This window comes from Massilia sp. Masssp94, assembly GCF_059491305.1.
In genome coordinates this window covers 293723-314905 of record NZ_CP168501.1, presented here as the reverse complement: position 1 = coordinate 314905, position 21183 = coordinate 293723, and the positions used below count along the sequence as shown (strand labels likewise).

The 21183-nt window shown below is 68.5% G+C and carries 17 protein-coding genes; 11 read left to right on the top strand and 6 right to left on the bottom strand.

All coding sequences use genetic code 11. The features are described from left to right. Window positions 1-69: 69 nt before the first annotated feature. Together ACEN9G_RS01265 and ACEN9G_RS01260 are read left to right on the top strand one after the other, a co-directional pair. Window positions 70-1458: a DUF1329 domain-containing protein gene (locus tag ACEN9G_RS01265; RefSeq protein WP_413343074.1), complete on the top strand. Its 1389-nt coding sequence runs from the start codon at window positions 70-72 to the stop codon at window positions 1456-1458. Between the two features lie 11 nt (window positions 1459-1469). Next, a complete protein-coding gene (locus tag ACEN9G_RS01260) occupies window positions 1470-2861 on the top strand; it encodes an APC family permease (protein WP_413343072.1) in 1392 nt (463 codons plus the stop codon). A 323-nt stretch (window positions 2862-3184) separates the two neighbouring features. Here the strand turns inward: ACEN9G_RS01260 and ACEN9G_RS01255 are convergent, their stop codons facing one another. Beyond that, window positions 3185-3556, bottom strand: coding sequence for a cupin domain-containing protein (locus tag ACEN9G_RS01255; protein ID WP_413343071.1), 372 nt, complete (start codon window positions 3554-3556; stop codon window positions 3185-3187). A gap of 18 nt (window positions 3557-3574) precedes the next feature. Then, a complete protein-coding gene (locus ACEN9G_RS01250) occupies window positions 3575-4873 on the bottom strand; it encodes an NAD(P)/FAD-dependent oxidoreductase (protein WP_413343069.1) in 1299 nt (432 codons plus the stop codon). A gap of 196 nt (window positions 4874-5069) precedes the next feature. Between ACEN9G_RS01250 and ACEN9G_RS01245 the strand changes: the two genes are divergently transcribed. After that, on the top strand, window positions 5070-7028 hold the full coding sequence (locus tag ACEN9G_RS01245) for a methyl-accepting chemotaxis protein (RefSeq protein ID WP_483127604.1): 1959 nt from the start codon (window positions 5070-5072) through the stop codon (window positions 7026-7028). 104 nt (window positions 7029-7132) lie between these two features. After that, window positions 7133-8833: a glycoside hydrolase family 43 protein gene (locus tag ACEN9G_RS01240; protein WP_413345271.1), complete on the top strand. Its 1701-nt coding sequence runs from the start codon at window positions 7133-7135 to the stop codon at window positions 8831-8833. Window positions 8834-8835: 2 nt separating this feature from the next. On the opposite strand, the gene ACEN9G_RS01235 is transcribed toward ACEN9G_RS01240, so the two are convergent. Beyond that, complete coding sequence (locus ACEN9G_RS01235; RefSeq protein ID WP_495605515.1) at window positions 8836-10320, bottom strand: MFS transporter; 1485 nt, start codon at window positions 10318-10320, stop codon at window positions 8836-8838. Window positions 10321-10439: 119 nt separating this feature from the next. Here ACEN9G_RS01235 and ACEN9G_RS01230 point away from each other — a divergent pair, with 119 nt between their 5' ends. Next, window positions 10440-11318: a LysR substrate-binding domain-containing protein gene (locus tag ACEN9G_RS01230; protein ID WP_483127602.1), complete on the top strand. Its 879-nt coding sequence runs from the start codon at window positions 10440-10442 to the stop codon at window positions 11316-11318. Then, on the top strand, window positions 11312-12070 hold the full coding sequence (locus ACEN9G_RS01225) for a sulfite exporter TauE/SafE family protein (protein WP_413343597.1): 759 nt from the start codon (window positions 11312-11314) through the stop codon (window positions 12068-12070). The genes ACEN9G_RS01230 and ACEN9G_RS01225 overlap by 7 nt, the downstream gene beginning before the upstream one ends. Window positions 12071-12085: 15 nt before the next feature. On the opposite strand, the gene gloA2 is transcribed toward ACEN9G_RS01225, so the two are convergent. Next, window positions 12086-12469: an SMU1112c/YaeR family gloxylase I-like metalloprotein gene (gene gloA2, locus ACEN9G_RS01220; RefSeq protein WP_413343596.1), complete on the bottom strand. Its 384-nt coding sequence runs from the start codon at window positions 12467-12469 to the stop codon at window positions 12086-12088. Between the two features lie 79 nt (window positions 12470-12548). Further along, window positions 12549-13727, bottom strand: a complete 1179-nt coding sequence (locus ACEN9G_RS01215) for an MFS transporter (protein ID WP_413343594.1) — start codon at window positions 13725-13727, stop codon at window positions 12549-12551. Window positions 13728-13802: 75 nt separating this feature from the next. On the opposite strand from ACEN9G_RS01215, the gene ACEN9G_RS01210 reads away from it, so the two are divergent. Next, the gene (locus tag ACEN9G_RS01210) at window positions 13803-14702 is read left to right on the top strand and encodes a LysR substrate-binding domain-containing protein (RefSeq protein ID WP_413343593.1); all 900 of its coding nucleotides are present in this window, start codon (window positions 13803-13805) and stop codon (window positions 14700-14702) included. Here the strand turns inward: ACEN9G_RS01210 and ACEN9G_RS01205 are convergent. Then, window positions 14690-17533, bottom strand: a complete 2844-nt coding sequence (locus ACEN9G_RS01205) for a ligand-binding sensor domain-containing diguanylate cyclase (RefSeq protein ID WP_483127601.1) — start codon at window positions 17531-17533, stop codon at window positions 14690-14692. The genes ACEN9G_RS01210 and ACEN9G_RS01205 overlap by 13 nt on opposite strands. Window positions 17534-17710: 177 nt before the next feature. Between ACEN9G_RS01205 and ACEN9G_RS01200 the strand changes: the two genes are divergently transcribed. The 4 genes from ACEN9G_RS01200 to ACEN9G_RS01185 are packed head-to-tail and all read left to right on the top strand — an operon-like array spanning window position 17711 to window position 21173. Beyond that, window positions 17711-18049 (top strand): UxaA family hydrolase, encoded by a 339-nt coding sequence (locus tag ACEN9G_RS01200; RefSeq protein WP_413387944.1) that lies wholly within the window; start codon window positions 17711-17713, stop codon window positions 18047-18049. Continuing rightward, window positions 18046-19275, top strand: coding sequence for a UxaA family hydrolase (locus ACEN9G_RS01195; RefSeq protein ID WP_413341754.1), 1230 nt, complete (start codon window positions 18046-18048; stop codon window positions 19273-19275). Before ACEN9G_RS01200 ends, ACEN9G_RS01195 begins: the two co-directional genes overlap by 4 nt. A gap of 16 nt (window positions 19276-19291) precedes the next feature. Next, window positions 19292-20263, top strand: a complete 972-nt coding sequence (locus ACEN9G_RS01190) for an aldo/keto reductase (RefSeq protein WP_413341752.1) — start codon at window positions 19292-19294, stop codon at window positions 20261-20263. A gap of 43 nt (window positions 20264-20306) precedes the next feature. Then, a complete protein-coding gene (locus tag ACEN9G_RS01185; protein WP_413341750.1) occupies window positions 20307-21173 on the top strand; it encodes a fumarylacetoacetate hydrolase family protein in 867 nt (288 codons plus the stop codon). Window positions 21174-21183 lie beyond the last annotated feature (10 nt).

Genomic DNA, 21183 nt, shown 5'->3' with positions numbered 1-21183 from the left:
GATTCGAACCTGCCCGAGAGGACGATGAATGTCCCGCCCGCAGCCTATTTTCACTACAGGAGAACATCGATGAGGAATTCCCGCACTGTGCGCGCGAGCGCGCTGCTCGCCACCCTGCTGCTTGCCTGCGGCGCCGCCGGCGCGGCCGACGACGACGCGAGCCGGCTCGGCAAGGACCTGACCCCGTCGGGCGCGGAAAAGGCCGGCAACAAGGACGGCACCATCCCCGCCTGGACCGGCGGCGCAGCGCCGGCGTCCGGCTGGGCCTACGGTAAATTCCGCGGCGACTACTGGAAACACAAGGCCGAGAAGCCGCTGTTCTCGATCGACGCGGGCAACGTCGACAAGTACAAGGACAAGCTGACGCCCGGCCAGGTGGCGCTCGTGAAGGGCAACAAGGGCTACCGCATGGACGTCTACCCGAGCCACCGCTCGTGCGGCGTCCCGGATTTCGTGGCCGAGAACACGAAGAAGAACGTGGGCGTCGCGAAGATCGGCGCGGACGGCTGGACGCTGGCCGACGCGATCGTCCCCGGCTATCCGTTCCCGTTCCCGAAAACCGGCACGGAAGTCATCTACGACAGCAAGATGCGCTACCGCGGCGTCGGCGTCGAATGGAAGAACAACTACACGGCCGTCTCGCCGCGCAAGGGCAGCACCGACTGGATCACGGCCGGTTCCGAGCAGACCAACTATTATCCGTGGGGCGCCAAGGGCAGCCGCCATTTCAACACGCTGCCGGACGCGGAATCGTTCGTCTACTTCGCCTACAACACGCCGACAGCGCTGGCCGGGCAAGGCCTCACGATCAAGAACTTCCTGAACAAGCCGGGCACGGAAACGTTCTATTACTTCCCGGGCCAGCGCCGCGTGCGCCGCATGCCGGCCTATGCCTACGATGCGCCGCAGATCGGCTTCGAGAACCAGTACACGCTCGACGAGCCGTTCGTGTTCAACGGCCCGATCGACCGCTTTGACTGGAAGCTGGTCGGCAAGAAGGAACTGTATGTGCCCTACAATTCGTTCGGGCTGTACAAGTTCGACGGCGACTTCCACAAGATCGCCCAGAACGACTTCGTGAGCAACGATGCGCGCCGCTACGAGCTGCACCGCGTCTACGTGGTCGAGGCGACCGTGAAGAACGGCACGCGCCACTCGTCGCCGAAAAAAGTCTTCTACGTGGACGAAGACAGCTACAACCTGGTGGCCGCGGAGGATTATGATGGCCAGGGCAAGATGTGGAAAGTGAAGGAAGGCTATACGATTCCCGTGTACGAGACCGGCACCTGCGATGCCACGGCGTTCGCGCAGTACAACCTGCTGGAAGGCCGCTACGTGATCGACGAGCACGCGGCGGGCACCGGCAAGGACATGCGCTGGGCCGTCGAGCCGGACGGCCAGAAGTTCAAGGAATCGTTCTACACGTCGGAAAACCTGCGGGCGATCAGCGAGCGCTAGGACGGATGAACATGGAAACACGGGCGTACCACCCACCGGCCGCGAAGACCCTCGGGTTCTTCGCGCTGTTCTCGATCGCGATCGGCGTCATCGTCAGCCAGACGAGCACCGTATCGCTGCTGCAGGCCGTCGGCATCGGCGGCACCGGCTTCTTCATCGCGTACGGACTCGCGTTCCTGCTCTCGATCTGCAATGCGCTGAGCTATGCGGAGCTGGCGCTGACGCTGCCGCAGGCGGGCAGCATCAGCACGTATGCGGAAGTCACCGTCGGCCAGTTCCCGGCGATCCTCGCCGTGTTCGCCGGCTACGTGGTGCCGGCGATCTTCGGCCTGCCGGCGGAGCTGATGCTGTTCGATAGCGTCATTGGCCAGCTGTTCCCCGGCCTGATGCCCAACATGGGTTGGGCGCTGTCGCTCCTCGGCATCCTGGTCGTGCTGAACCTCGCCGGCACCGACGTGTTCGCGACGACGCAGCAGATCCTCACGTTCGTGATCGTCTCGTTCTTCCTCGTCGTGGGCCTGTACGTGGCGGGCGGCTTCCACGCCGGCGCGCAACCGGCCGCGCAGGTATGGCAGGGGTTCACCGTGCACACGGCCATCGCGCCGGTGGCCGTGCTGTGCTTCTGGACCCTGATCGGCTGCGAATACGTCACGCCGATGGTGGAAGAGGCCCGCGACGCGCGCCGCGACCTGCCGCGCGCCATGATCGTCGGCCTCACGTGCATCTCGGCCGTGAACCTGCTGTTCGCATGGGGCACGGCGCACGTGCTGCCGCGCGCCGTCCTGACGGCATCCGTCACGCCGCACCTGGACGTCGTGTCGGCCGTGTTCGGCCACGCGGGCCGCATCGTGTTCGCCGTGATCGCGCTGACCGCCAGCGCGAGCCTGATCAACGCGGTGCTGGGCGCCGTGCCGCGCATGCTGCACGGGATGGCGCTGAACGGCCAGGTGTTCCCGCTCTTCAAGCGCGTGTCGCGCACGCGGCAGGTGCCCGTGCCGGCGCTGCTGTTCGTGGCCGCCTGCCCGGTCGTGGGTCTCGTGTGGGCGCGGGGCGACGCCAACAACATCCTGCCGCTGACGATCGCGGCGACGATCTGCTGGATGCTCGTCTACCTGCTGGCGCACGTCGTGCTGCTGGTGCTCCGCGCGCGCCGCCCGGACCTGGCGCGCCCGTTCCGCACGCCGTTCTACCCGCTGCCGCAGCTGGCGGCGATCGCCGGCATCGTCTACGTGATCGCGAACAGCTCGCCGGATCCCGCGATGACCCGGTCCATCGTGCTGTACAGCGGCAGCGTGATCGGTGTCTTCGGCCTCGTGGCGGCCATCTGGGTCAAGTGTTTCATGAAGCAGCGGTTGTTCGCGGCGGGGCCGGTGCCGGTGGCCGGGGATGCCAGGGTGGCGTGACCGGACGCCAGCGCAGGAGAGAAAGGCCGCGAGCGCTCGCGGCCTTTTTTCGTTCCGCGCGGATGCGCGGGATGTCACCTGCCCGGGGCCGGGGAGCGTCGACGAAGCCTGTCGTCTACGCGACGACCACCGGCAGCGCATCGTCATCAAGGGGGCGCCCCGGCTGCCAAGCCTGTTCGCGGCGATCCATTCCTGCAACCGGGCCAAGTCGTCCGGCGACAACTGCGCCGCGAGCACAGCCCAAAAAAAACCCGCCGATACAGGCGGGCAAAACACTATTTTTTTGGAAAAGAAATAGTGGGGAAGTGGAGAGATTGCCTGGCTTATTTGTCGACCACGGCCAGGAAATGCTTGACGAAGAAATCGCTCTGGATCTCCCACAGGACTTCGGTGCCCTGGGTGACGAACCAGCTGTCGCCCACGTTGTAGGTCACCGAGGTGCCGGCGGCGACGTCGGTCAGCTTGACGCTGCCCTGCACGACGGTGGCCTGCTCGTTGAACGGATAGGTCATGCGGAACGTGCCGTGCGTGACGCCGAAGTAGCCGGCCGACACGGGATCCGTCGGGCCGCCGAACGTGCCTCGTACGAAGGCCTGGACGTCGCCCGCTTCGACGGTGGCCCCGAGGTTGGCGACGGAGCCGATCGGGTGCAGGTCCTGCTGGCGCAGCGAGGTGGTGATCCGGGTAATGCTCATAGATGAAAGTCCTTTCGATTAGCGACGACCGGTCCAATAACCGGAAACTTGGTGCCAGGTCTTGCCGGCGGTGCAGATGAGGGGACGGAACTGGTCCTTGCCGACCACGGTCGCGCGCCGGACGGAGCTGATCAGGTCATAGCGCGGCGAACCCTCCGCCATCCCTTCCGCGAGAATCTTGCAGATGATGTGGCTCGGCGTGACGCCGAAACCGGAGTAGCCCTGTACGAAGAACGCGTTCGGACGGCCCGGCAGGGAGCCGATCTGCGGGAACAGGTTCGGGCTGCAGGCCATCGGGCCGCCCCAGGCCAGGTCGATCTTCACGTCGCGCAGGTACGGGAAGATCTTCAGCATCAGGTCGCGGTTCCACGCTTTCAGGTCGTTCGGGATATGGTCGAGGAGCGGCGTGGCGGAGCCGAACAGCAGCCGGTTTTCCTTCGTCACGCGGTAGTAGTCGATGATCGGCCGGATGTCGCTGTAGGCGCCGCGGATCGGGCTGATGCGCTCGATCAGCGCGTCGGACAGCGGCTCCGTCATGCACTGGAAGGCGAACGTGTTGATCGTCGAGCGGTGCAGTTCCGGCTCCATGCGGTTGAGGAAGCTGTCGCAGGCCCACAGCAGCTTGTTGGCCGTGACGCTGCCCTTGGCGGTACGCACCTTGATGCGTTCGCCGTAGGTCACTTCGACGGCCGGCGAGTATTCGTAGATCTTCGCGCCATGGCCGGTCAGGGCCAGCGCTTCGCCCAGCAGCAGGTTCAGCGAGTGCACGTGGCCGCCGCCCATGTGCAGCAGGGCGCAGTGGTACGCGTCGGAGCCGATGATGGACTTGACGTCCGCACCCTCCAGGTAGCGGATCTCGTGCTTCGAGTTCAACGACTTGAAGTCCTTTTCCCACGCGCGCAGCGTCTTGCCCTGGCGCCCGTTGAAGCCCATGTAGCCGTAGCCGTGGCAAAAGTCGGCCATGATGCCGTACTTGTCGATGCGGTCCTGGATGATGTCGGCGCCCAGGTCGCTGATCTCGAAGATCGCGCGCACGCCGTCTTCGCCGACGTCCTTCTTGACCTTGTCCAGGTCGTGGCCGATGCCGGCCATGATCTGGCCGCCGTTGCGGCCCGTGCCGCCGAAGCCGAGGTAGCGCGCTTCCAGCAGGGCGATGTTCCTGAAACCCTTCTCCGCCAGCTCGAGTGCCGTGTTGACGCCGCTGAAGCCGCCGCCGATGACGACGATGTCGACGTCGATGTCCTCCTCGAGGCTGGGGAAGCTGAGGTCGTACTTCTTGGTTGCCGTGTAATAGGTCGCTGTTTCGATATTGATCATGATGCACCTTGTCCGACTGCGAGCGGGCGGCGCGGCGTGCGCCGCCCTGTTGTCGATGCCAGTATCCGGGGCGGGGCGCGCGCATCGTTATCGAAAACTGGCAGACCTGCGCAGGGAACTGCTTGCCGATTTTCGATACTGCTGCCGCCGTATCGATGCCTAGAATGGCTCACACTATCCAGCTTGAGACGACCCCATGCCCCGCTTCCCGCTGTCCCTGAACGCACGCATCTGCGCCACCGCCACCGCACTCGTGATCCTGAGCCTGGCCGCCACCGCAACGGTCATCGGCGTGAGCGGCAGCCGGGCGGCCGAGGCGGCGGCCATGCGCCAGGCGCGTACGTCCGCGCACGAAGCCGCGTATGCGCTGGAAAGCCGCCTCGGCGCCAGCCTGTCCGCCGTGGGCAACCTGGCCGGCGCGATGGCCGCGAGCCGCGGCGCCGGCCTCGCGCTGTCGCGGCCCCAGGTCAGCGCCCTCGTCAAGGCCACGCTGCTCGGTTCGGACGATCTCGTCGGCGCCTCCGTGCTGTGGGAGCCGAACGCGCTGGACGGCAGGGACGCCGAGTTCGCAGGCAAGGCGCCCGAGTACGACGACACCGGCCGCTACATGCCTTACTTCAGCCGCGGCCCGGGCGGCACGATCAACGTCGAACCGTCCGTCCCCTCGGCCGCGATCGACGTCTACAACGTGCCGCGCGACACCGGGCACGCCTATTTCAGCGAACCGTACGCGTATCCCGTCAACGGGCAGAAGGTCCTGATGACGACGCTGTCCGCGCCCATCCTCATCGACGGCCGCTTCCAGGGGATCGCCAGCGCGGACTTCATGCTGGCGCGGCTGGGCGCCATCCTGAAAGGGATCAAGACCATCGACGGCGGCCGCCTGGCGCTCGTCTCCAACGGCGGCGTGTACGCGAGCCATCCGGACGCAAGGCGCAACGGCGCGAGGGCGGACGACGTCCCGGCCGCGGGACTGGCGCACGTGCGCGCCGGCCGGGATTACGAATACCGCGACGGCGCCGGCACGATCCACCTGCTGCAGCCGCTGCGGCTGGGGTATGGCGCGGCGCCGTGGGCCGTCAGGCTGTCGTTCCCGCAGAGCGTGGCGACCGCCTCCGCGCGCGAGCTGGTCCGCCACGCCGTGGTCGCAGCCCTGTTGTGCGCAGCGCTCGCGGCGGCGGTGCTGGTCGCCGTGCTGCATCGCCTGACGCGGCCGTTGCGCAGCCTGGGGACCGCGATGACGGCGCTGGCCGGCGGCGAGGCCGACCTCACGCGCCGCCTGGAAGTCGGCGGCAACGACGAGCTGGCAACGATCTCCGACGGCTTCAACCGCTTCGTCGCGAAGATCCAGGACGTGATGGCGCAGGTACGCGGCAGTTCCGGCGACGTCGCGGTCGCGAGCGGCGAGATCCGGCGCGGCAATGCCGACCTGTCGGCCCGCACCGAAAGCCAAGCCAGCGCGCTGGAGGAAACGGCGGCGGCCATCGAGGAATTGACGGGCACGGTCCAGCAGAACGCGGACAATGCGCGCACGGCCGATCGCCTCGCCGCCGCCGCGTCGGCCGTCGCGGGCCGCGCCGGTACCGCGGTCGGGCAGGTGGTGGCGTCGATGGCATCGATCGATGCGGCGTCGCGCAAGATCGTCGACATCATCGGCGTGATCGACGGGATCGCGTTCCAGACGAATATCCTGGCGCTCAACGCGGCGGTGGAAGCGGCACGCGCGGGCGAGCAGGGCCGGGGATTCGCCGTCGTCGCGAGCGAGGTGCGGACCCTGGCGCAGCGCAGCGCCGCGGCGGCGAAGGAAATCAAGGGGCTCATCGGCGACGCGGCCGCGCAGGTGGGCGCCGGCACGGCACTGGTCGGCGAAGCCGGCAGGACGATGGACGAGGTGGTGGACAGCGTGCGCCGCGTGACGGCCACGATCGCCGAGATCGCGGCCGCCAGCGCCGAGCAGAGTGTCGGCCTGGCCCAGATCAACGCGTCGATCGGCCAAATCGACGGGATCACCCAGCAGAATGCGGCGCTCGTCGAGGAGGCGGCGGCGGCCGCGGACAGCCTGCAGCAGCAGGCCGACCGGCTCGTGGCGCTGGTGGGGCAGTTCGGTACGGATGGCGCCCGGGCACCCGATCGATACCGTTTATGTATTAATTAATCCAAACAAAGCATTGGTTTTGGATAATTAGTTGACATAGAGTGGCTCCCACGCAAGAACCGGAACAGCGCACAGGCTGGTCCAGCATCGGGAGCTCGATCCACATGAAAAAATTTTCCGTACGGGCCATGTGTCTCCTGGGCGCACTGGCCCTGGGCACCGCCTCTTCCATGGCGCCAGCAGTTGCAGCAGACGCCCCGGGCGCGACCGTCGCGCGCTTCGAGCGGTTTTCCTACCGGGGCCAGTCTCAGGAAAACGTCCGGCCGCGCGCCGGCGAGTTCGTCAATCCGATATTGAGCGGCTATTACCCGGACCCGTCGGTCACGCGCGTGGGCGACGATTACTACCTGGTGAATTCCTCGTTCACGAATTTCCCGGGATTGCCCGTCTTCCGCTCCAGGGATCTCGTCAACTGGACGCAGGTCGGCAACGCGCTCGACCGCCCCGGCCAGGTCGATTTCACCGGCGTGCGCGCATCGCAGGGCATTTATGCGCCGGACATCTCTTACCACGACGGCACGTTCTATATCGTCACCACGTGTTCGAGCTGCCCGGGCGGCACGGGGAGTTTCGTCATCACGGCGAAGGATCCGGCCGGCCCGTGGTCGCAACCGGTCACGATCCGGGGCTTGCAGGGGATCGATCCGTCCCTCGTCTGGGATGACGGCAAGCTTTACGTCGTATACAACAATGCCCCGGAAGGCCAGCCGCGCTACGAGGGCCATCGCGCGATCTGGATCGCGGAGCTGGACCCGCGCACTTTGCAGTTCGCCGGCAAGCCGAAAGTCCTCGTCGACGGCGGCGTGGCGCCCGACAAGCGGCCGATCTGGATCGAGGGCCCGCACATTTTCAAGAAGGATGGCCACTACTACCTCATCTGCGCCGAAGGCGGGACCGCCGACAACCACTCCGAAGTCGTGCTCCGGTCCGACACCGTCACGGGACCCTATGTGCCGGGGCCCGTCAATCCGATCCTGACGCAGCGCGACCTGGATCCGAAACGTCCGCATCCCGTCACCACGGCCGGCCACGCCGATTTCGTGCAGACGCAGAACGGACAATGGTGGGCCGTCTTCCTGGCGACGCGGCCTTATCCGGGCAATTTCTTTAACATCGGGCGCGAAACCTTCATGCTGCCCGTCGACTGGAAGGATGGCTGGCCGCTGATCCTGGAGCAGGGCAAGACGGTGCCGTATGCCGTCGCCAAGCCCGCCTTGCCGGCGCAACCGCCCGTACCGGTGCCCACCAGCGGCAACTTCGCGTACGTCGACGAATTCGATGGCCCGCTGTCCTCGGCCTGGATCGGCATCCGCATTCCGCGTGCACGGCTGTACTCCGTCGAACGCGGGGCACTGGTTCTGCGTGCCGGCGCGCCGCTGGGCGACCTGCGCGGCGTGCCCGCCTTCGTCGGCCGGCGCCAGCAGCATCACGTCGCGACCGTATCGACCGTCGTCGACTTCGTGCCGCAGCACGATGGCGACCGTGCGGGCCTCGTCGCCATGCAGGACGACGGCAACCACGTGTTCCTCGGCGTGGCGCGCAGCGCCGGGAAGAACGTGGTCGCCCTGTACAAGACGGAGGGCGGCAAGGAGACGCTGGTCGCCAGCCGGCCGGTTGCGTCGAAACGGGTCGAACTCGTCATGGACATGAACGGCGGCGAGGCCAGCTACCGCTACCGCGACGGGGGTACGACGACGACCCTGGCCGACAAGCTCGATATCCGCTTCCTGTCGACGCAGAAGGCGGGCGGATTCGTGGGCGTCGTGGTCGGTCCTTACGCAGCCGCAAACGGGCGTCGGGACTGACGTCAGCGCGCGGTCGGCGTGTGCATGCAGCGCATGACGACCGCACTCGCCAGCACCGCCGCCATCCCGGCCGCCAGGAAGCCATGCGCAAACCCGGCTTCGACACTGCGCCGCAGCAGCCCGGCCGGCAGGGCGCCGGTGTCGCCCGCGATCACCCGCTCGACCAGGTCCGGCGCGATCGTCGCGCCGGCTTGCGCCACGCTGGCCAGCAGCGCCGCGCGCGTGCCGCTCGCCAGTACGGCGCCGATGCCGGCAAAGCCCAGCAGGATGCCGCAGAAGCGCGACGTCGTGCTGATGCCGGACGCCATGCCCGCCCGTTCCGGCGCGACGGTGCCCATGATCGCCTTCTGCGTCTCGCCGTTCAGCAGGCCCCCGCCCGCGCCGAGGATCGCCATGCCGATGCCGTCCAGCAGCCGGTTGCCCGGCAGGTGCGCCGCCCACGTCATGACGAGGTTCCCGGCCGCGACGACCATCAGGCCGAGCGCGAGGATCCGGTAGCCCGGCATGAACGCGGCCAGGCGCCGTCCGGCCATCGGCAGCAGCAGCATCGCGAGGGCGAAGGGCAGCATGCCGACGCCGGCTCCCAGCGCCGTGGCGCCGCGCGCATTCTGCAAATAGAGCGGCAGCAGGGAGGCCATCACCTGGGCGCAGGACGCATAGGCCAGCATGGCCGCGACGGCGCCGACGAAACGCCGCTGCGCGAACAGGGACAGGTCGAGCATCGGTGCGCGGACCCGGCGCTCGGTGGCGAGGAACAGCGCGAACAGGGCCAGCGCGGCCGCGGCGCGTGCCAGCACGGCCTGGCTGGTCCAGCCCTCGGCGGGGCCGGAGATCAGGGTCCACGTGAAGGCGAACATGGCCGCCGCGAACAGGACGATGCCCGGCACGTCGAGCGTCCGCTGCGCCGCACCGCGCGACTCCGGCACGTGGCGCAGGACGGCGAGCGCCAGCCCGGCACACACGGGCAGGTTGACGAAAAATGCCCAGCGCCAGCCGAGCCAGCGGCTGATGACGCCGCCGATCAGCGGCGCACACACCATCGTCAGGCCCATGATCGTGCCCCAGAAGGCCCACACGCGGGCGCGCTCCCGCTCGCCATGGAACGCATGGCCGATCACGGCCAGCGACGGCGCCAGCAGAAAGGCCGCGCCGACGCCCTGCGCGGCGCGGGCGAGGTACAGTGCCCGTGCGCCGCCCCCGGCGCACGCGAGGGAGGCCGCGGCGAAGATGGCGAGGCCCAGCAGCAGCACGCGCTTGCGCCCGGCCCGGTCGGCGATGGCGCCCGCGGGCAGGAGGAGGGCCGCGAAGCACAGCAGGTAGGCGCTCACGACCCATTCGATGTCGGCGAACGTCGCGGCCAGCTCGCGCGCGATGGTCGGCAGGACGATCCCGACCACGTTGGTGTCGAGGACCGTGACGGCACAGCCGAGCGAGGCCGTCAGCAGCAGCGGTGTCGACGAGGGGCGTGGCGGGGAGTCGGCAGGCATCGCGGGGGCTCCTGAGTTCGAATGAAAGCTGCATTACACCCCAGCCGGGAATTTCATTCATTAACGGGAAAACGTGAAATAATTCGTTCCTATCGAATACTCATGCCTGCTGGAGACGGATGGAGCTGCGACATTTCCGCTATTTCGTGGCGGTGGCCGAAGAATTGCATTTCGCGCGCGCCGCCGAACGGCTGGGCATTGCCCCGTCCACGCTGACCGTGCAGATCCAGGAAATCGAGCGGACGCTCCAGGCGCGGCTGCTGCAGCGGACCAAGCGCAGCGTGGGCCTGACCGCGGCCGGCGAGCTGTTCCTCGAGCAGGCGCGCGCCAGCCTGCTGCGGTTCGACCAGGCCGTCGGCGTCGGCCGCCGCGCCGGCCGCGGTGAGCTCGGCCGGATCGTGATCGGCTATGTGGGCTCCGCCGCCCTGGCCGGCATCCTGCAGCGGCAGATGCGGCGTTTCCGTGCCGAGTGGCCGGATGTCCAGCTGCAGGCGAACGAACAGCCGATGGGGCGGCTGCCGGGCCTCGTCGCGGAGGGCCATGTCGATATCGGCTTCGTGCGCCTGCCGATGGCGCTCCCGGACGAATTGCGCGTGCACGTCCTGCAGCGCAACCGCTTCTGCATCGCGCTGCCGGCCAGCCACCGCCTGGCCGGCGCCGCCGCGGTCGACGCCCACGCGCTGGAGGACGACGATTTCGTCGTGCCCGAACAGGACCTCGGTACGCGCGAAGTCGGGCGGCGCGGGCGCTTCGTGCCGCGCATCGTCTCGGCGCCGGGCAATCTGCTGACGGTGTTGACCGAGGTATCGTTGCGCAAGGGCGTCGCGGTCGTCCCCGACGTGGTGGCCACGACCCTCGCGCTGCCGGACGTGGTCTACAAGCCGCTGGCCGGAGACCCCGTCACGTCGGAACTGGCCGCCCTCTTCCGCCGCAGCGAAGGGGCGCCCGCCGTGAAGAACCTGATCCGGCAGCTGGTGGCGGAGGGGGCAGCATGCTGATCGCCGACCCCTTGTTCTATGCCGTCGCCGTACCGGCCGTCCTGTTGACCGGCATCTCGAAAGGGGGCTTCGGGGGCGTGCTGGGCGGCGTGGGCGTGCCGCTGATGGCGCTGGCGATCTCGCCCGTCCAGGCGGCCGCGATCCTGCTGCCCGTGCTGTGCCTGATGGATCTCGTCGGCCTGGGCGCCTATTTCGGCAAGTGGGACAAGCCGACGCTGCGCATCATGCTGCCCGGCGCCCTGCTCGGGATCGTCGCGGGCTTCCTCACGTTCGGCATGCTGGGCGAGGACGTCATCCGCATCCTGATCGGGGGCATCGCGGTGGCCTTCACCGTCAACAACGTGCTGGGCCTGGCCGCGCACCAGCGCCAGGCCGGCCCCTCGTTGGCGAAAGGCACCTTCTGGTCCGCGGTCTCGGGCCTGACCAGCTTCCTCGCCCATGCCGGCGGACCGCCCGCCATGGTCTACCTGCTGCCGCAGCGGATGGACAAGGTGCGCTACGTCGCCACCATCAGCGTGTTTTTCGCGGCCGTCAACGCGGTCAAGCTCGTGCCATACGCGTGGCTGGGCCAGCTGTCGCTCGACAACCTCGGCACCAGCTTCGTGCTGGCGCCGCTCGTGCCGCTGGGCGTGAAGCTGGGCATCTGGCTGCAGGGCCGGATCAACCTCGTGTGGTTCTACCGGATTTCGCAGGCCTGCCTGCTCGTGACCGGACTCCAGCTGGTCTGGCAGGGCGGGGCGCATTACCTGTAGCTGCGCGGGCCGGGATCAGGTCTCGTACAGCTCCAGCGGCAGGCCGTCCGGGTCGGCGAAGAAGGTAAAGCGCCTGCCCGTGAATTCGTCCGTGCGTACCGGTTCCACGGCGACGCCGTGCGCTTCGAGATGCTGCTTGCAGGCCTGCAGGTCGTCGACCGCGAACGCGAGGTGCCGCAGGCCGCACGCTTCCGGATACGACGGGCGTGCGGGCGCGTTCGGGAACGAGAACAACTCGACCTGCGAGCCGTCCGGCAGCGCCAGGTCCAGCTTCCAGGAGTCGCGCTGCGCGCGGTAGTTTTCGGCGACGATGCGCAAGCCCAGCACCTCAGTGTAGAAGTGCCGGGATCGTGGGTAGTCCGCACAGATGATCGCGGCGTGGTGGATGCGGGTGAACATGACGGTAGCGGTCCAGGGTGACGGTTCGCTATCGTAACAGCCGGCGCCATCTACCCGACCGTGGCAGGGGAGCGGATCGTCACGCCGGCGCCAGCGCCTGCCCGACCGGTTCCAGCCGGCGCAGGCGCAGCGCGATCAGCAGGGCGGCGCCCAGCAGCACGCCCAGCAGCGCCACGACGCCGCCCCAGCCGCCGTGTTCCCACAGCACGCCGCACAGCCAGCCCACGAGGCTGGAGCCGAGGTAATAGAAGCACAGGTACAGCGCGGACGCGAGCGCCTGCTGCGTGCGCGCGCGCCGGCCCACCCAGCTGCTGGCGATCGAGTGCGACGCGAAGAAGCCGAACGTGAACACGGCCATGCCGGCCACGATGACGGCCACGTTGTGGGCCATGGTCAGCAGCAGACCCGCGAACATCGTGCCCATCACGGTCCACAGCACGTGGCGCCGGCCCAGGCGGTCGGCGCGGCGGCCGGCCCAGACCGAACTGAAGATGCCCAGCAAATACAGCAGCGAGATCCCGCCGACCACGCTCTGGCGCAGCCCGAACGGGGCGCCCAGCAGCCGGAAGCCGATCACGTTGTATGCGCTGACGAAGCAGCCCATCAGCAGGAACGACAGGACGAACAGCCAGGGCAGGCCGGCGTCGCCGAAGTGGCCGCGCAGGCCGTGCAGCAGCGCCGGCACGCCGCCCGATGACGGCCGGAAGTTGCGCGACGCCGGCAGGCTGCGCCAGAATTCCCATGCGGCCAGCAGGCCCGCGACGCCCATCACGGCGAACGCGGCGCGCCACGACACGAAGTCGGACAGCACGGCCGCCAGCACCCGGCCGACCATGCCCCCGAACGCATTCCCGCTGATGTACAGGCCCATCGACACGCCGAGCGCCGCCGGCTCGATCTCTTCGCTGAGGTAAGCCATCGCGACGGCCGGCATGCCGCCCAGCGCGAAGCCGAGAAGCGTGCGCGCCGCCAGCAGCTGCGGGTACGTACGCGCGCCCGCGGCCAGCACCGTCATCAGCGCGGCCACGACGAGCGCCACGACCATCATGGTCTTGCGGCCCAGGCGGTCGGACAGGACGGACGAGAACAGCAGCGACACCGCCAGCGCGCCCGTCGAGAGCGACAGCGACAGGCTGCTCTGCGCGGGCGTGAGCCCGAAATCGTGCGCCAGCAGGGGCATCAGCGGCTGCACGCAATACAGCAGGGCGAAGCAGGAGAAGCCGCCGAAGAACAGGGCGCGGTTGGTGCGATTGGTCATGGGGCCATCCTAGGATTGCCGGAAATGGCTGTCCAATATATATTTGTGGCGTTACTTATCGTTTGAAAATATAAGATGGAACTCAGGCACCTGCGTTACTTCGTGGCCGTGGCGGAGGAGCTGAGCTTTACGCGCGCTGCCGAGCGGCTGCACATCGGCCAGCCGCCGCTGAGCCAGCAGATCCAGGCGCTGGAACACGAGATCGGCGCGCGGCTGTTCGAGCGCAACCGGCGGCGCGTGCTGCTGACGGAAGCGGGGCGGCTGTTCCTCGCGGACGCGCGGCGCATGCTGGCGCTGTCCGAACAGGCCAAGGAGACGGCGCGCCGCGCGCACCTGGGGGAAGCGGGCGAGCTGCGCGTCGGCTTCACGTTTTCCACGCCGTTCACGCCGTTGTTCGCCCGCGTCGTGCGGCGCTACCGCCAGCAGTATCCGGCTGTGCGGCTGACGTTCCTCGAGATCCCCACGCAGCCGCAGCTCGCGCAGATCGAGGCGCGCGAACTGGACGTGGGCTTCGTGCGGCCTGGCCCCATGCCGCTGCCGCGCACGGTCGCGCTGACGATGCTGCGCCGGGATCCGCTGCTGCTCGTGCTGCCGGCCGACGCGCCGCTGGCGCGGAAAAAGACGATCGCGGTGAAGGACCTGGCCGATCAGGCGTTCGTCGTCTTCCCCGAAAAGACGGGCACCGGCATCTACCACCAGATCTTCGACCTGTGCCGCGCCGCCGGCTTCACGCCGCACATCGCAATGGAGGCGGGCGAGCCGTCGACGATCATCGGCCTCGTCGCCGCGGGCTGCGGCATTTCCGTGCTGCCCAGCTCATTCGAAGGCATCCACATGGACGGCGTCGTCTACCGGCCGCTCGCCGATCCGGACGCCACCACGGCAATGCTGCTCGCGCGCCATGCCGAAGGCGGCGGCCCGCTCGTCGATGCGTTCGTCGCGCTGGCCCAGGCCGCGGCCGATCAATCCGCGTAGCTGATGCGGTCGCGGCCCGCGTGTTTCGACCGGTACAGCGCCTCGTCGGCACGGCCGAGCAGGGCGACCGGATCGGGCGGGGTGCCGGGCGTAAAGGCGACGACGCCGAAGCTGGCGGTGACGGCCAGCGTGTTGCCTTCGCCGATGTCGACGGGTTCGCCGCGCACGACGGCGCGCAGGGCGTCGATGCGGGACGCGTCGGCCGGCAGGTTCAGGCCGGGCAGGACCACGACGAATTCCTCGCCGCCGTAGCGGCCCACCGCGTCGTAGGGCCGCACGGCCGCGCGCAGGCGTCGCGCCGTTTCGACCAGCACCGCGTCGCCCGCCAGGTGGCCGTGCGTATCGTTGACGCGCTTGAAGTAATCGAGGTCCAGCAGCACGAGCGCGAAGCCTTCGCCCGAGCGCGCGCATTGTTCGATTTCGCGCGCGACGATGTCCATCATCGCGACCCGGTTCCAGCACTGGGTCAGCCCGTCCTTCAGCGCGCGCAGGCGCATTTCCTCGCGCGACTGTTCCAGCTCGTGCGTGCGCGCGCGCACCAGCGCCGTCAGCTTCGCTTCGCGCGCCCGGTGCGCGCGCAGGCGCAGGCGGTGGAACGCGACGAATGCGCCCGCGACGCCGAGGGCGCACTGCACGTAGAACGGGACGCTGCGCCACCATGGCGGTGCGATCGTGAACGCCAGTTCCACCGGCGCCGACTGCTCGCCGGTGGCGCTGTCGACGGCGGCGACCTGGAAGCGGTACCGGCCGCCCGGCAGCGCCGCGTAACGCACTTCCGGCTGCACCGTGTCGTTCCACGCGTCGTCGACGCCGAGCAGGCGGAAACGATAGTGCCAGCCCCGGCCCTGGTCGAACTGCAGGTGGGCCAGGCGGAACACGATCTGGTCCGCCCGCCACGGCATCGGCGCGTCGCCCACCGGCAGCGGACCGTTGCCGCGCAGCGCCTCTTCGATCACGGGCTGGCGCAGCGCCGACGCGAACAGGCGTTCCGGATGAAGCACGTGCGACAGGCCGTTGCTGGTGATGAGCCAGATCGAACCGTCCCGGTCTTCGTATGTGCCGCGGCCGTTCGAATCGTTCCACGCCAGGCCCTGCGTCTGGTCCAGCGTGCGCCAGTGCCTGCCGTTCCATACCGCGAAGCCCACGTCCAGCGCGACCCAGAGCCAGCCGCGGCGGTCTTCGCGGGCGTTCAGGATGAACCGGTCGCGCAACACCGGCGCATCGATCCGCGTCGCGCGGCCGCCGCGCTGCAGCCGCCACACGCCGTCGTGCGTGGTCGCGATCAGGTTGCCGTCGCGCGCGCAGGCCAGGCTGAGGATTTCGGCACCGCCCAGCGCCGCGTCGTACGACCGGGTCTCCCAGGCCCGTCCGTCGAAACGCCTGACGTCGCTCATCCCGGCAAACCACAGATGGCCGCGCCCGTCGGTACAGCCGTCGGTCACCGCATCGGTGACCGGTTCGTTGCCGACGGCGGGGAGGGGCGCCGTCGCGGGGAAGACGTGCATGCCCGCTTCCGTGGCCATCCAGACGCGGCCGCCGTCCGCCAGCACCTGGTTGATCTGCGGCCACCGCGCGACCAGCGCGGTCCTGCCGTCCTCCTGCGTGCGCCGCAGCAGCGCGCCGCCGTAGGTGCCCGCCCACAGGTGGCCGTCCGCGTCGAGCGCCATACTGCCCCATTCCTGTGTCGCGTACGCGGGCTGGGCGGGGTCGGTGCGGAAGCGGCGTTCGCCGGGCACCTGCCAGGCATGGCCGGAGCGCGTTCCGACGTGCAGGATGCCGCGAGGGTCGCGCAGCACCGAGATCATGACGTCGTTGGGCAAGCCCTGCGACGTGGTCCAGTTTTCGAGGTTCCCGTAGCCGAGTAGTTGCACGAGGCCGCGGCCCAGCGTGCCCAGCCAGATGCCGTGTTCGCGGTCCTGCAGGATCGCGGTGACGCCGCCGCCGACGTCCAGGCCGTTCTGGCGGCCGAAGAGCTGCCACCGGCCGTCCTGCCAGCGCAGCAGCCCGTCGTCGGCGTTCGTCAGCACCCGGCCATCCGCGTCCAGGCGCATCTCCGTGAGGAGCTGGCGCTTGCGGATCTCGGACGGCGTCCGCTCCTGGAAGCGCGTGGCGCCCGCCGGCAGCACGAAGACGTGCGTCGCGCTGCGCACCCAGAGCGTGCCCGCGCCGTCACGCAGGATGCTGCTCCAGGCATCCGCGGGCAATCCGTCCTTGCCGTCCCGGACGGTCACGCGGCCGCGGGCGACGCTGCACAGGGCCGTGCCGCAACCCATCCACAGGGCGCCGTCCGCGTCGGCGTGGATGCTCAGGATCGTTGCCAGCCCGGGGTAGGCGCGGATTTGATCGGGCGTAAAGTAGGCGCGGACGTCGCCGCCGTCGCCGCGTGGCGTAATCTCCACAAGCCGGTCGCGCGCCACCACCAGCACGCGGCCGTCCGCCGTCGCGGCGACGGGCTGGCCCGGCCAGACCTCGATCGGCTTGCCGTCGAACCGGACGGAACGGAACCGCCTGCCGTCGAACCGGTATAGATTCTCGTATGTCCCGGCCCACATGCCCGTCGCGCGGCCGTCGACCAGCGCCGTCACGATCTTGTCGGGAAAGCCCTGCGCCGGACCGTAGCGGCGGAAGCCGGTGCCATTGAAACGGAACAGGCCGTTCTGCGTGCCGATCCATACATAGCCGGCGGCATCCTGGGACGCCACCGTGACGGACAGGTTGCCGAGGCCCTCGGCCTGGCCGTAGGCCTTCAGCGGCAGGTGTTGTGCCGGCGCGCGCGCGCACAGGAACGCGAGCGCCAGGGCCGCAAGACGAAGGAGCAGCTTGGGATGCATGAAGGGACGATGACTGACCTGAAGGCTTTGAATTGCGTAAGAGTAACATTTATTGCGCGTGCGTACTTACGATTGCCGATTCCTTTTGTGCTGCAGCGCAACAAAGCAAATAGTCGTATGTTTTCAATTTATAGAATACAATTATGCTGTTACTTAAGTCAGCCGCAAAGGATCGTCATGTCCAGCACCACCCCAGCGCAGGCGGGCAGCCTGCTGCTCATGTCGCGCGAGGATAACTGCCTCATCGCGCGCGTCGACCTCAAGGCCGGCGCCACGGTCGTCATCGACGGCCGCGAGGTTGCGCTACCCGGCGACGTCCGCCTCGGCCACAAGGTCGCGCGGCGCGACCTGGCGCCGGGCGACAAGGTGCTGCGCTATGGCGCCATCATCGGCACGGCCACGGTGCCCGTCGCCATCGGCGCGCACATCCACACGCACAACCTGGAAAGCGACTACATCCCGACCTTCACGCTCGACCAGGACGGCCACCATTTCATCGGAAGCAAAGCACCATGACCACCTCCACCGACATCACCCTGGCCGCCCTGTCCGGTTATCCGCGCGCGGACGGGCGCAAGGGCATCCGCAACGTCGTCGTCGTCGCCTACCTCGTGGAGTGCGCGCACCACGTCGCGCGACTGATCGTGAATGCGTTCCCCGGCCAGCCCGTGCACCTGATCGGCTTCCCGGGCTGTTATCCGAACGAATACGCCGACACGATCATGCGCCGCGTGCTGACGCACCCGAACGTGGGCGCGGCGCTGCTCGTGTCGCTCGGCTGCGAGAGCTTCGACAAGAACGGTGTCGCGCAAGCCGTCGCCGACAGCGGCCGGCCCGTCCACACGGTGACGATCCAGGACGTCGGCGGCACGCGCTCCGGCGTGAAGAGCGGCGTCGAATGGGTGCAGTGGGCCGTCGAGGACCTGGCGCGCCAGGAGCGCGTGCCGATGCGCCTCGACGAACTGGTCGTCGCGACGATCTGCGGCGGTTCCGACAGCACGAGCGGCATCACGGCCAATCCGGCCGTCGGCGCGGCGTTCGACCGGTTGATTGCCGCGGGCAGCGCGTGCGTGTTCGAGGAGACCGGTGAACTGGTCGGCTGCGAATTCCACATGAAGCGCCGCGCCGTCACGCCGGAACTGGGCGACGAGATCGTCAAGACGGTCGAGAAGGCGTCGCGCTACTACACGATCATGGGCCACGGCAGCTTCGCGCCGGGCAATGCGGACGGCGGCCTGACGACGCTGGAAGAAAAATCGCTGGGCGCATACGCGAAAAGCGGCGCGTCGCCGATCAGCGGCATCATCAAGCCGGGCGACCAGCCGCCCACGGGCGGCCTGTACCTGCTGGACGTCGTACCGGACGGCGAACCGCGCTTCGGCTTCCCGAATATCTCGGACAACGCCGAGATCGTGGAACTGATCGCGTGCGGCGCGCACGTCACGCTGTTCACGACGGGCCGCGGGTCGGTGGTCGGCTCGGCCATTTCTCCCGTCATCAAGGTGTGCGCGAACCCGGCGACCTACGAGCGCCTGGCGGACGACATGGACGTCAACGCGGGCCGCATCCTCACGGGCCATGCGACCATCGAGGAAGTCGGCGACGAAATCGTCGACCTCGTCGCCCGCGTGGCGAACGGCGAGTGCACGAAGTCGGAAGACCTGGGCCACCAGGAATTCATCCTCACGTACAAGCAGTTCGAGCCGATCGGGCCGCGCTGCCTGCCCTTGAAGGCAGCTTGATATGAGGCAGCCTGACATGAACGTCACGCGACTGGGCTTGGGCTGCGCGCAACTGGGCGGCCTGTACGACCCGATGGCGGAAGCGGACGCGTACGCGCTCGTCGACGCCGCCTGGGACCTGGGCATCCGCTATTTCGACACGGCGCCGTACTACGGTTTTACGCTGTCCGAGCACCGCCTGGGCGCGGCGCTGCGATCGCGGCCGCGCGGCGACTACACGATCAGCACGAAGGTCGGTCGCCTGATGTGGCCCGATCCGGACGTGCAGCCGGGCGAATGCGGGTGGGCGGCGCCGCTGCCGTTCCGGCCGCATTACGACTACACGCACGACGGCATCATGCGCTCGCACGAGGACAGCCTGCAGCGCCTCGGCCTGGACCGCGTGGACATGCTGTACGTGCACGACATCGGCCGCGTCACCCACGGCGAACGCCATGCGCACTACTGGGGGCAACTGACCGAGGGCGGCGGCTTCCGCGCGCTGGCGCAGTTGCGCGACGAGGGCGCGATCAAGGGCTTCGGCCTCGGCGTCAACGAGTGGGAGGTGATCGCCGATGCCATGGACGTGTGCGCGCTCGACTGCGTGCTGCTGGCCGGGCGCTACACCCTGCTGGAGCAGGCGTCGCTCGCCCCGCTGATGGACCGCTGCGCGCGGCAAGGCACGCGCGTCGTGATCGGCGGGCCGTTCAACTCCGGCATCCTGGCGGGCACGAACAAATTCAATTACGAGGACGCCCCGGCGGCGGTCGTCGAGCGCGTGCGCGCCATCGCCGCCGTCTGCCGCGACGTCGACGTGCCGCTGCAGGCCGCCGCGCTGCAATTTCCGATGGCCCATCCGGCCGTCGTGTCGTGCATTCCCGGCGCCCAGAACATCGACCAGCTGCGCCGCAACGCGCACTGGTTTTCCCAGCCGCTGCCGGCCGGCCTGTGGACCGCGCTGAAGGATGCCGGCCTGCTGGACCCGGCCGCGCCAGTGCCGTCGACTTGATCTCCGGCCTGATTTTTCAATATCACCGTAACAAAGGAATACCATGAAACTGCTGCGATATGGCCCGAAGGGCGCCGAGAAACCTGGCCTGATGGACGCCGACGGCGTGATCCGCGACCTGTCCGGCGTGCTGCCCGACCTGACCTCGGCCCAGCTGGCCGCCGGCGCGATCGCCCGCCTGTCGGACCTCGACCCGAGCCGCCTGCCCGTCGTCGAACAGCCGGTCCGCTACGCGCCGGTCGTCGCCGACATCGGCAAGCTGATTTGCGTGGGCCTGAACTATTCGGACCACGCGGCCGAATCGGGCATGGCCGTGCCGGCGGAACCCGTGCTGTTCACGAAGGCGACCAGTTCGATCATCGGCTGCAACGACCCCGTCGTGCTGCCGCGCGGTTCCGTCAAGAGCGACTGGGAAGTGGAACTGGGCGTCGTCATCGGCAAGCGCGCGCGCTACGTCGACGAAGCGAATGCGCTCGACTACGTGGCCGGCTACTGCGTCGTGAACGACCTGTCCGAGCGCGAATACCAGCTGGAGCGGGGCGGCCAATGGGACAAGGGCAAGGGCTGCGACACGTTCGGCCCCGTCGGCCCATGGCTCGTGACGACCGACGAAGTGCCCGATCCGCAGAACCTGGACATGTGGCTGGAAGTGAACGGCAAGCGCTACCAGACGGGCAATACCCGCACGATGGTGTTCACCGTCGCGCACCTGGTGAGCTACATCAGCCGTTTCATGACCCTGCAGCCGGGCGACGTGATCAGCACCGGCACCCCGCCGGGCGTGGGCCTCGGCCAGAAGCCGGATCCGGTCTACCTGGAACCGGGCGACCGCATGCGGCTCGGCATCGAAGGCCTGGGCGAGCAGGCGCAGACCGTCCACGCGTGGAACGAGGCGCTGATCGACGGCTGATCGTTCGTGA

Coding starts and splice junctions, on each gene's coding strand:
- ACEN9G_RS01225 (WP_413343597.1), top strand. CDS start 11,312: ATGCTGATCGCCGACCCCTTGTTCTATGCCGTCGCCGTACCGGCCGTC.
- ACEN9G_RS01210 (WP_413343593.1), top strand. CDS start 13,803: ATGGAACTCAGGCACCTGCGTTACTTCGTGGCCGTGGCGGAGGAGCTG.
- ACEN9G_RS01215 (WP_413343594.1), bottom strand. CDS start 13,727: ATGACCAATCGCACCAACCGCGCCCTGTTCTTCGGCGGCTTCTCCTGC.
- ACEN9G_RS01265 (WP_413343074.1), top strand. CDS start 70: ATGAGGAATTCCCGCACTGTGCGCGCGAGCGCGCTGCTCGCCACCCTG.
- ACEN9G_RS01260 (WP_413343072.1), top strand. CDS start 1,470: ATGGAAACACGGGCGTACCACCCACCGGCCGCGAAGACCCTCGGGTTC.
- ACEN9G_RS01240 (WP_413345271.1), top strand. CDS start 7,133: ATGAAAAAATTTTCCGTACGGGCCATGTGTCTCCTGGGCGCACTGGCC.
- ACEN9G_RS01200 (WP_413387944.1), top strand. CDS start 17,711: ATGTCCAGCACCACCCCAGCGCAGGCGGGCAGCCTGCTGCTCATGTCG.
- gloA2 (WP_413343596.1), bottom strand. CDS start 12,469: ATGTTCACCCGCATCCACCACGCCGCGATCATCTGTGCGGACTACCCA.
- ACEN9G_RS01185 (WP_413341750.1), top strand. CDS start 20,307: ATGAAACTGCTGCGATATGGCCCGAAGGGCGCCGAGAAACCTGGCCTG.
- ACEN9G_RS01230 (WP_483127602.1), top strand. CDS start 10,440: ATGGAGCTGCGACATTTCCGCTATTTCGTGGCGGTGGCCGAAGAATTG.
- ACEN9G_RS01190 (WP_413341752.1), top strand. CDS start 19,292: ATGAACGTCACGCGACTGGGCTTGGGCTGCGCGCAACTGGGCGGCCTG.
- ACEN9G_RS01250 (WP_413343069.1), bottom strand. CDS start 4,873: ATGATCAATATCGAAACAGCGACCTATTACACGGCAACCAAGAAGTAC.
- ACEN9G_RS01245 (WP_483127604.1), top strand. CDS start 5,070: ATGCCCCGCTTCCCGCTGTCCCTGAACGCACGCATCTGCGCCACCGCC.
- ACEN9G_RS01255 (WP_413343071.1), bottom strand. CDS start 3,556: ATGAGCATTACCCGGATCACCACCTCGCTGCGCCAGCAGGACCTGCAC.
- ACEN9G_RS01205 (WP_483127601.1), bottom strand. CDS start 17,533: ATGCATCCCAAGCTGCTCCTTCGTCTTGCGGCCCTGGCGCTCGCGTTC.
- ACEN9G_RS01195 (WP_413341754.1), top strand. CDS start 18,046: ATGACCACCTCCACCGACATCACCCTGGCCGCCCTGTCCGGTTATCCG.
- ACEN9G_RS01235 (WP_495605515.1), bottom strand. CDS start 10,320: ATGCCTGCCGACTCCCCGCCACGCCCCTCGTCGACACCGCTGCTGCTG.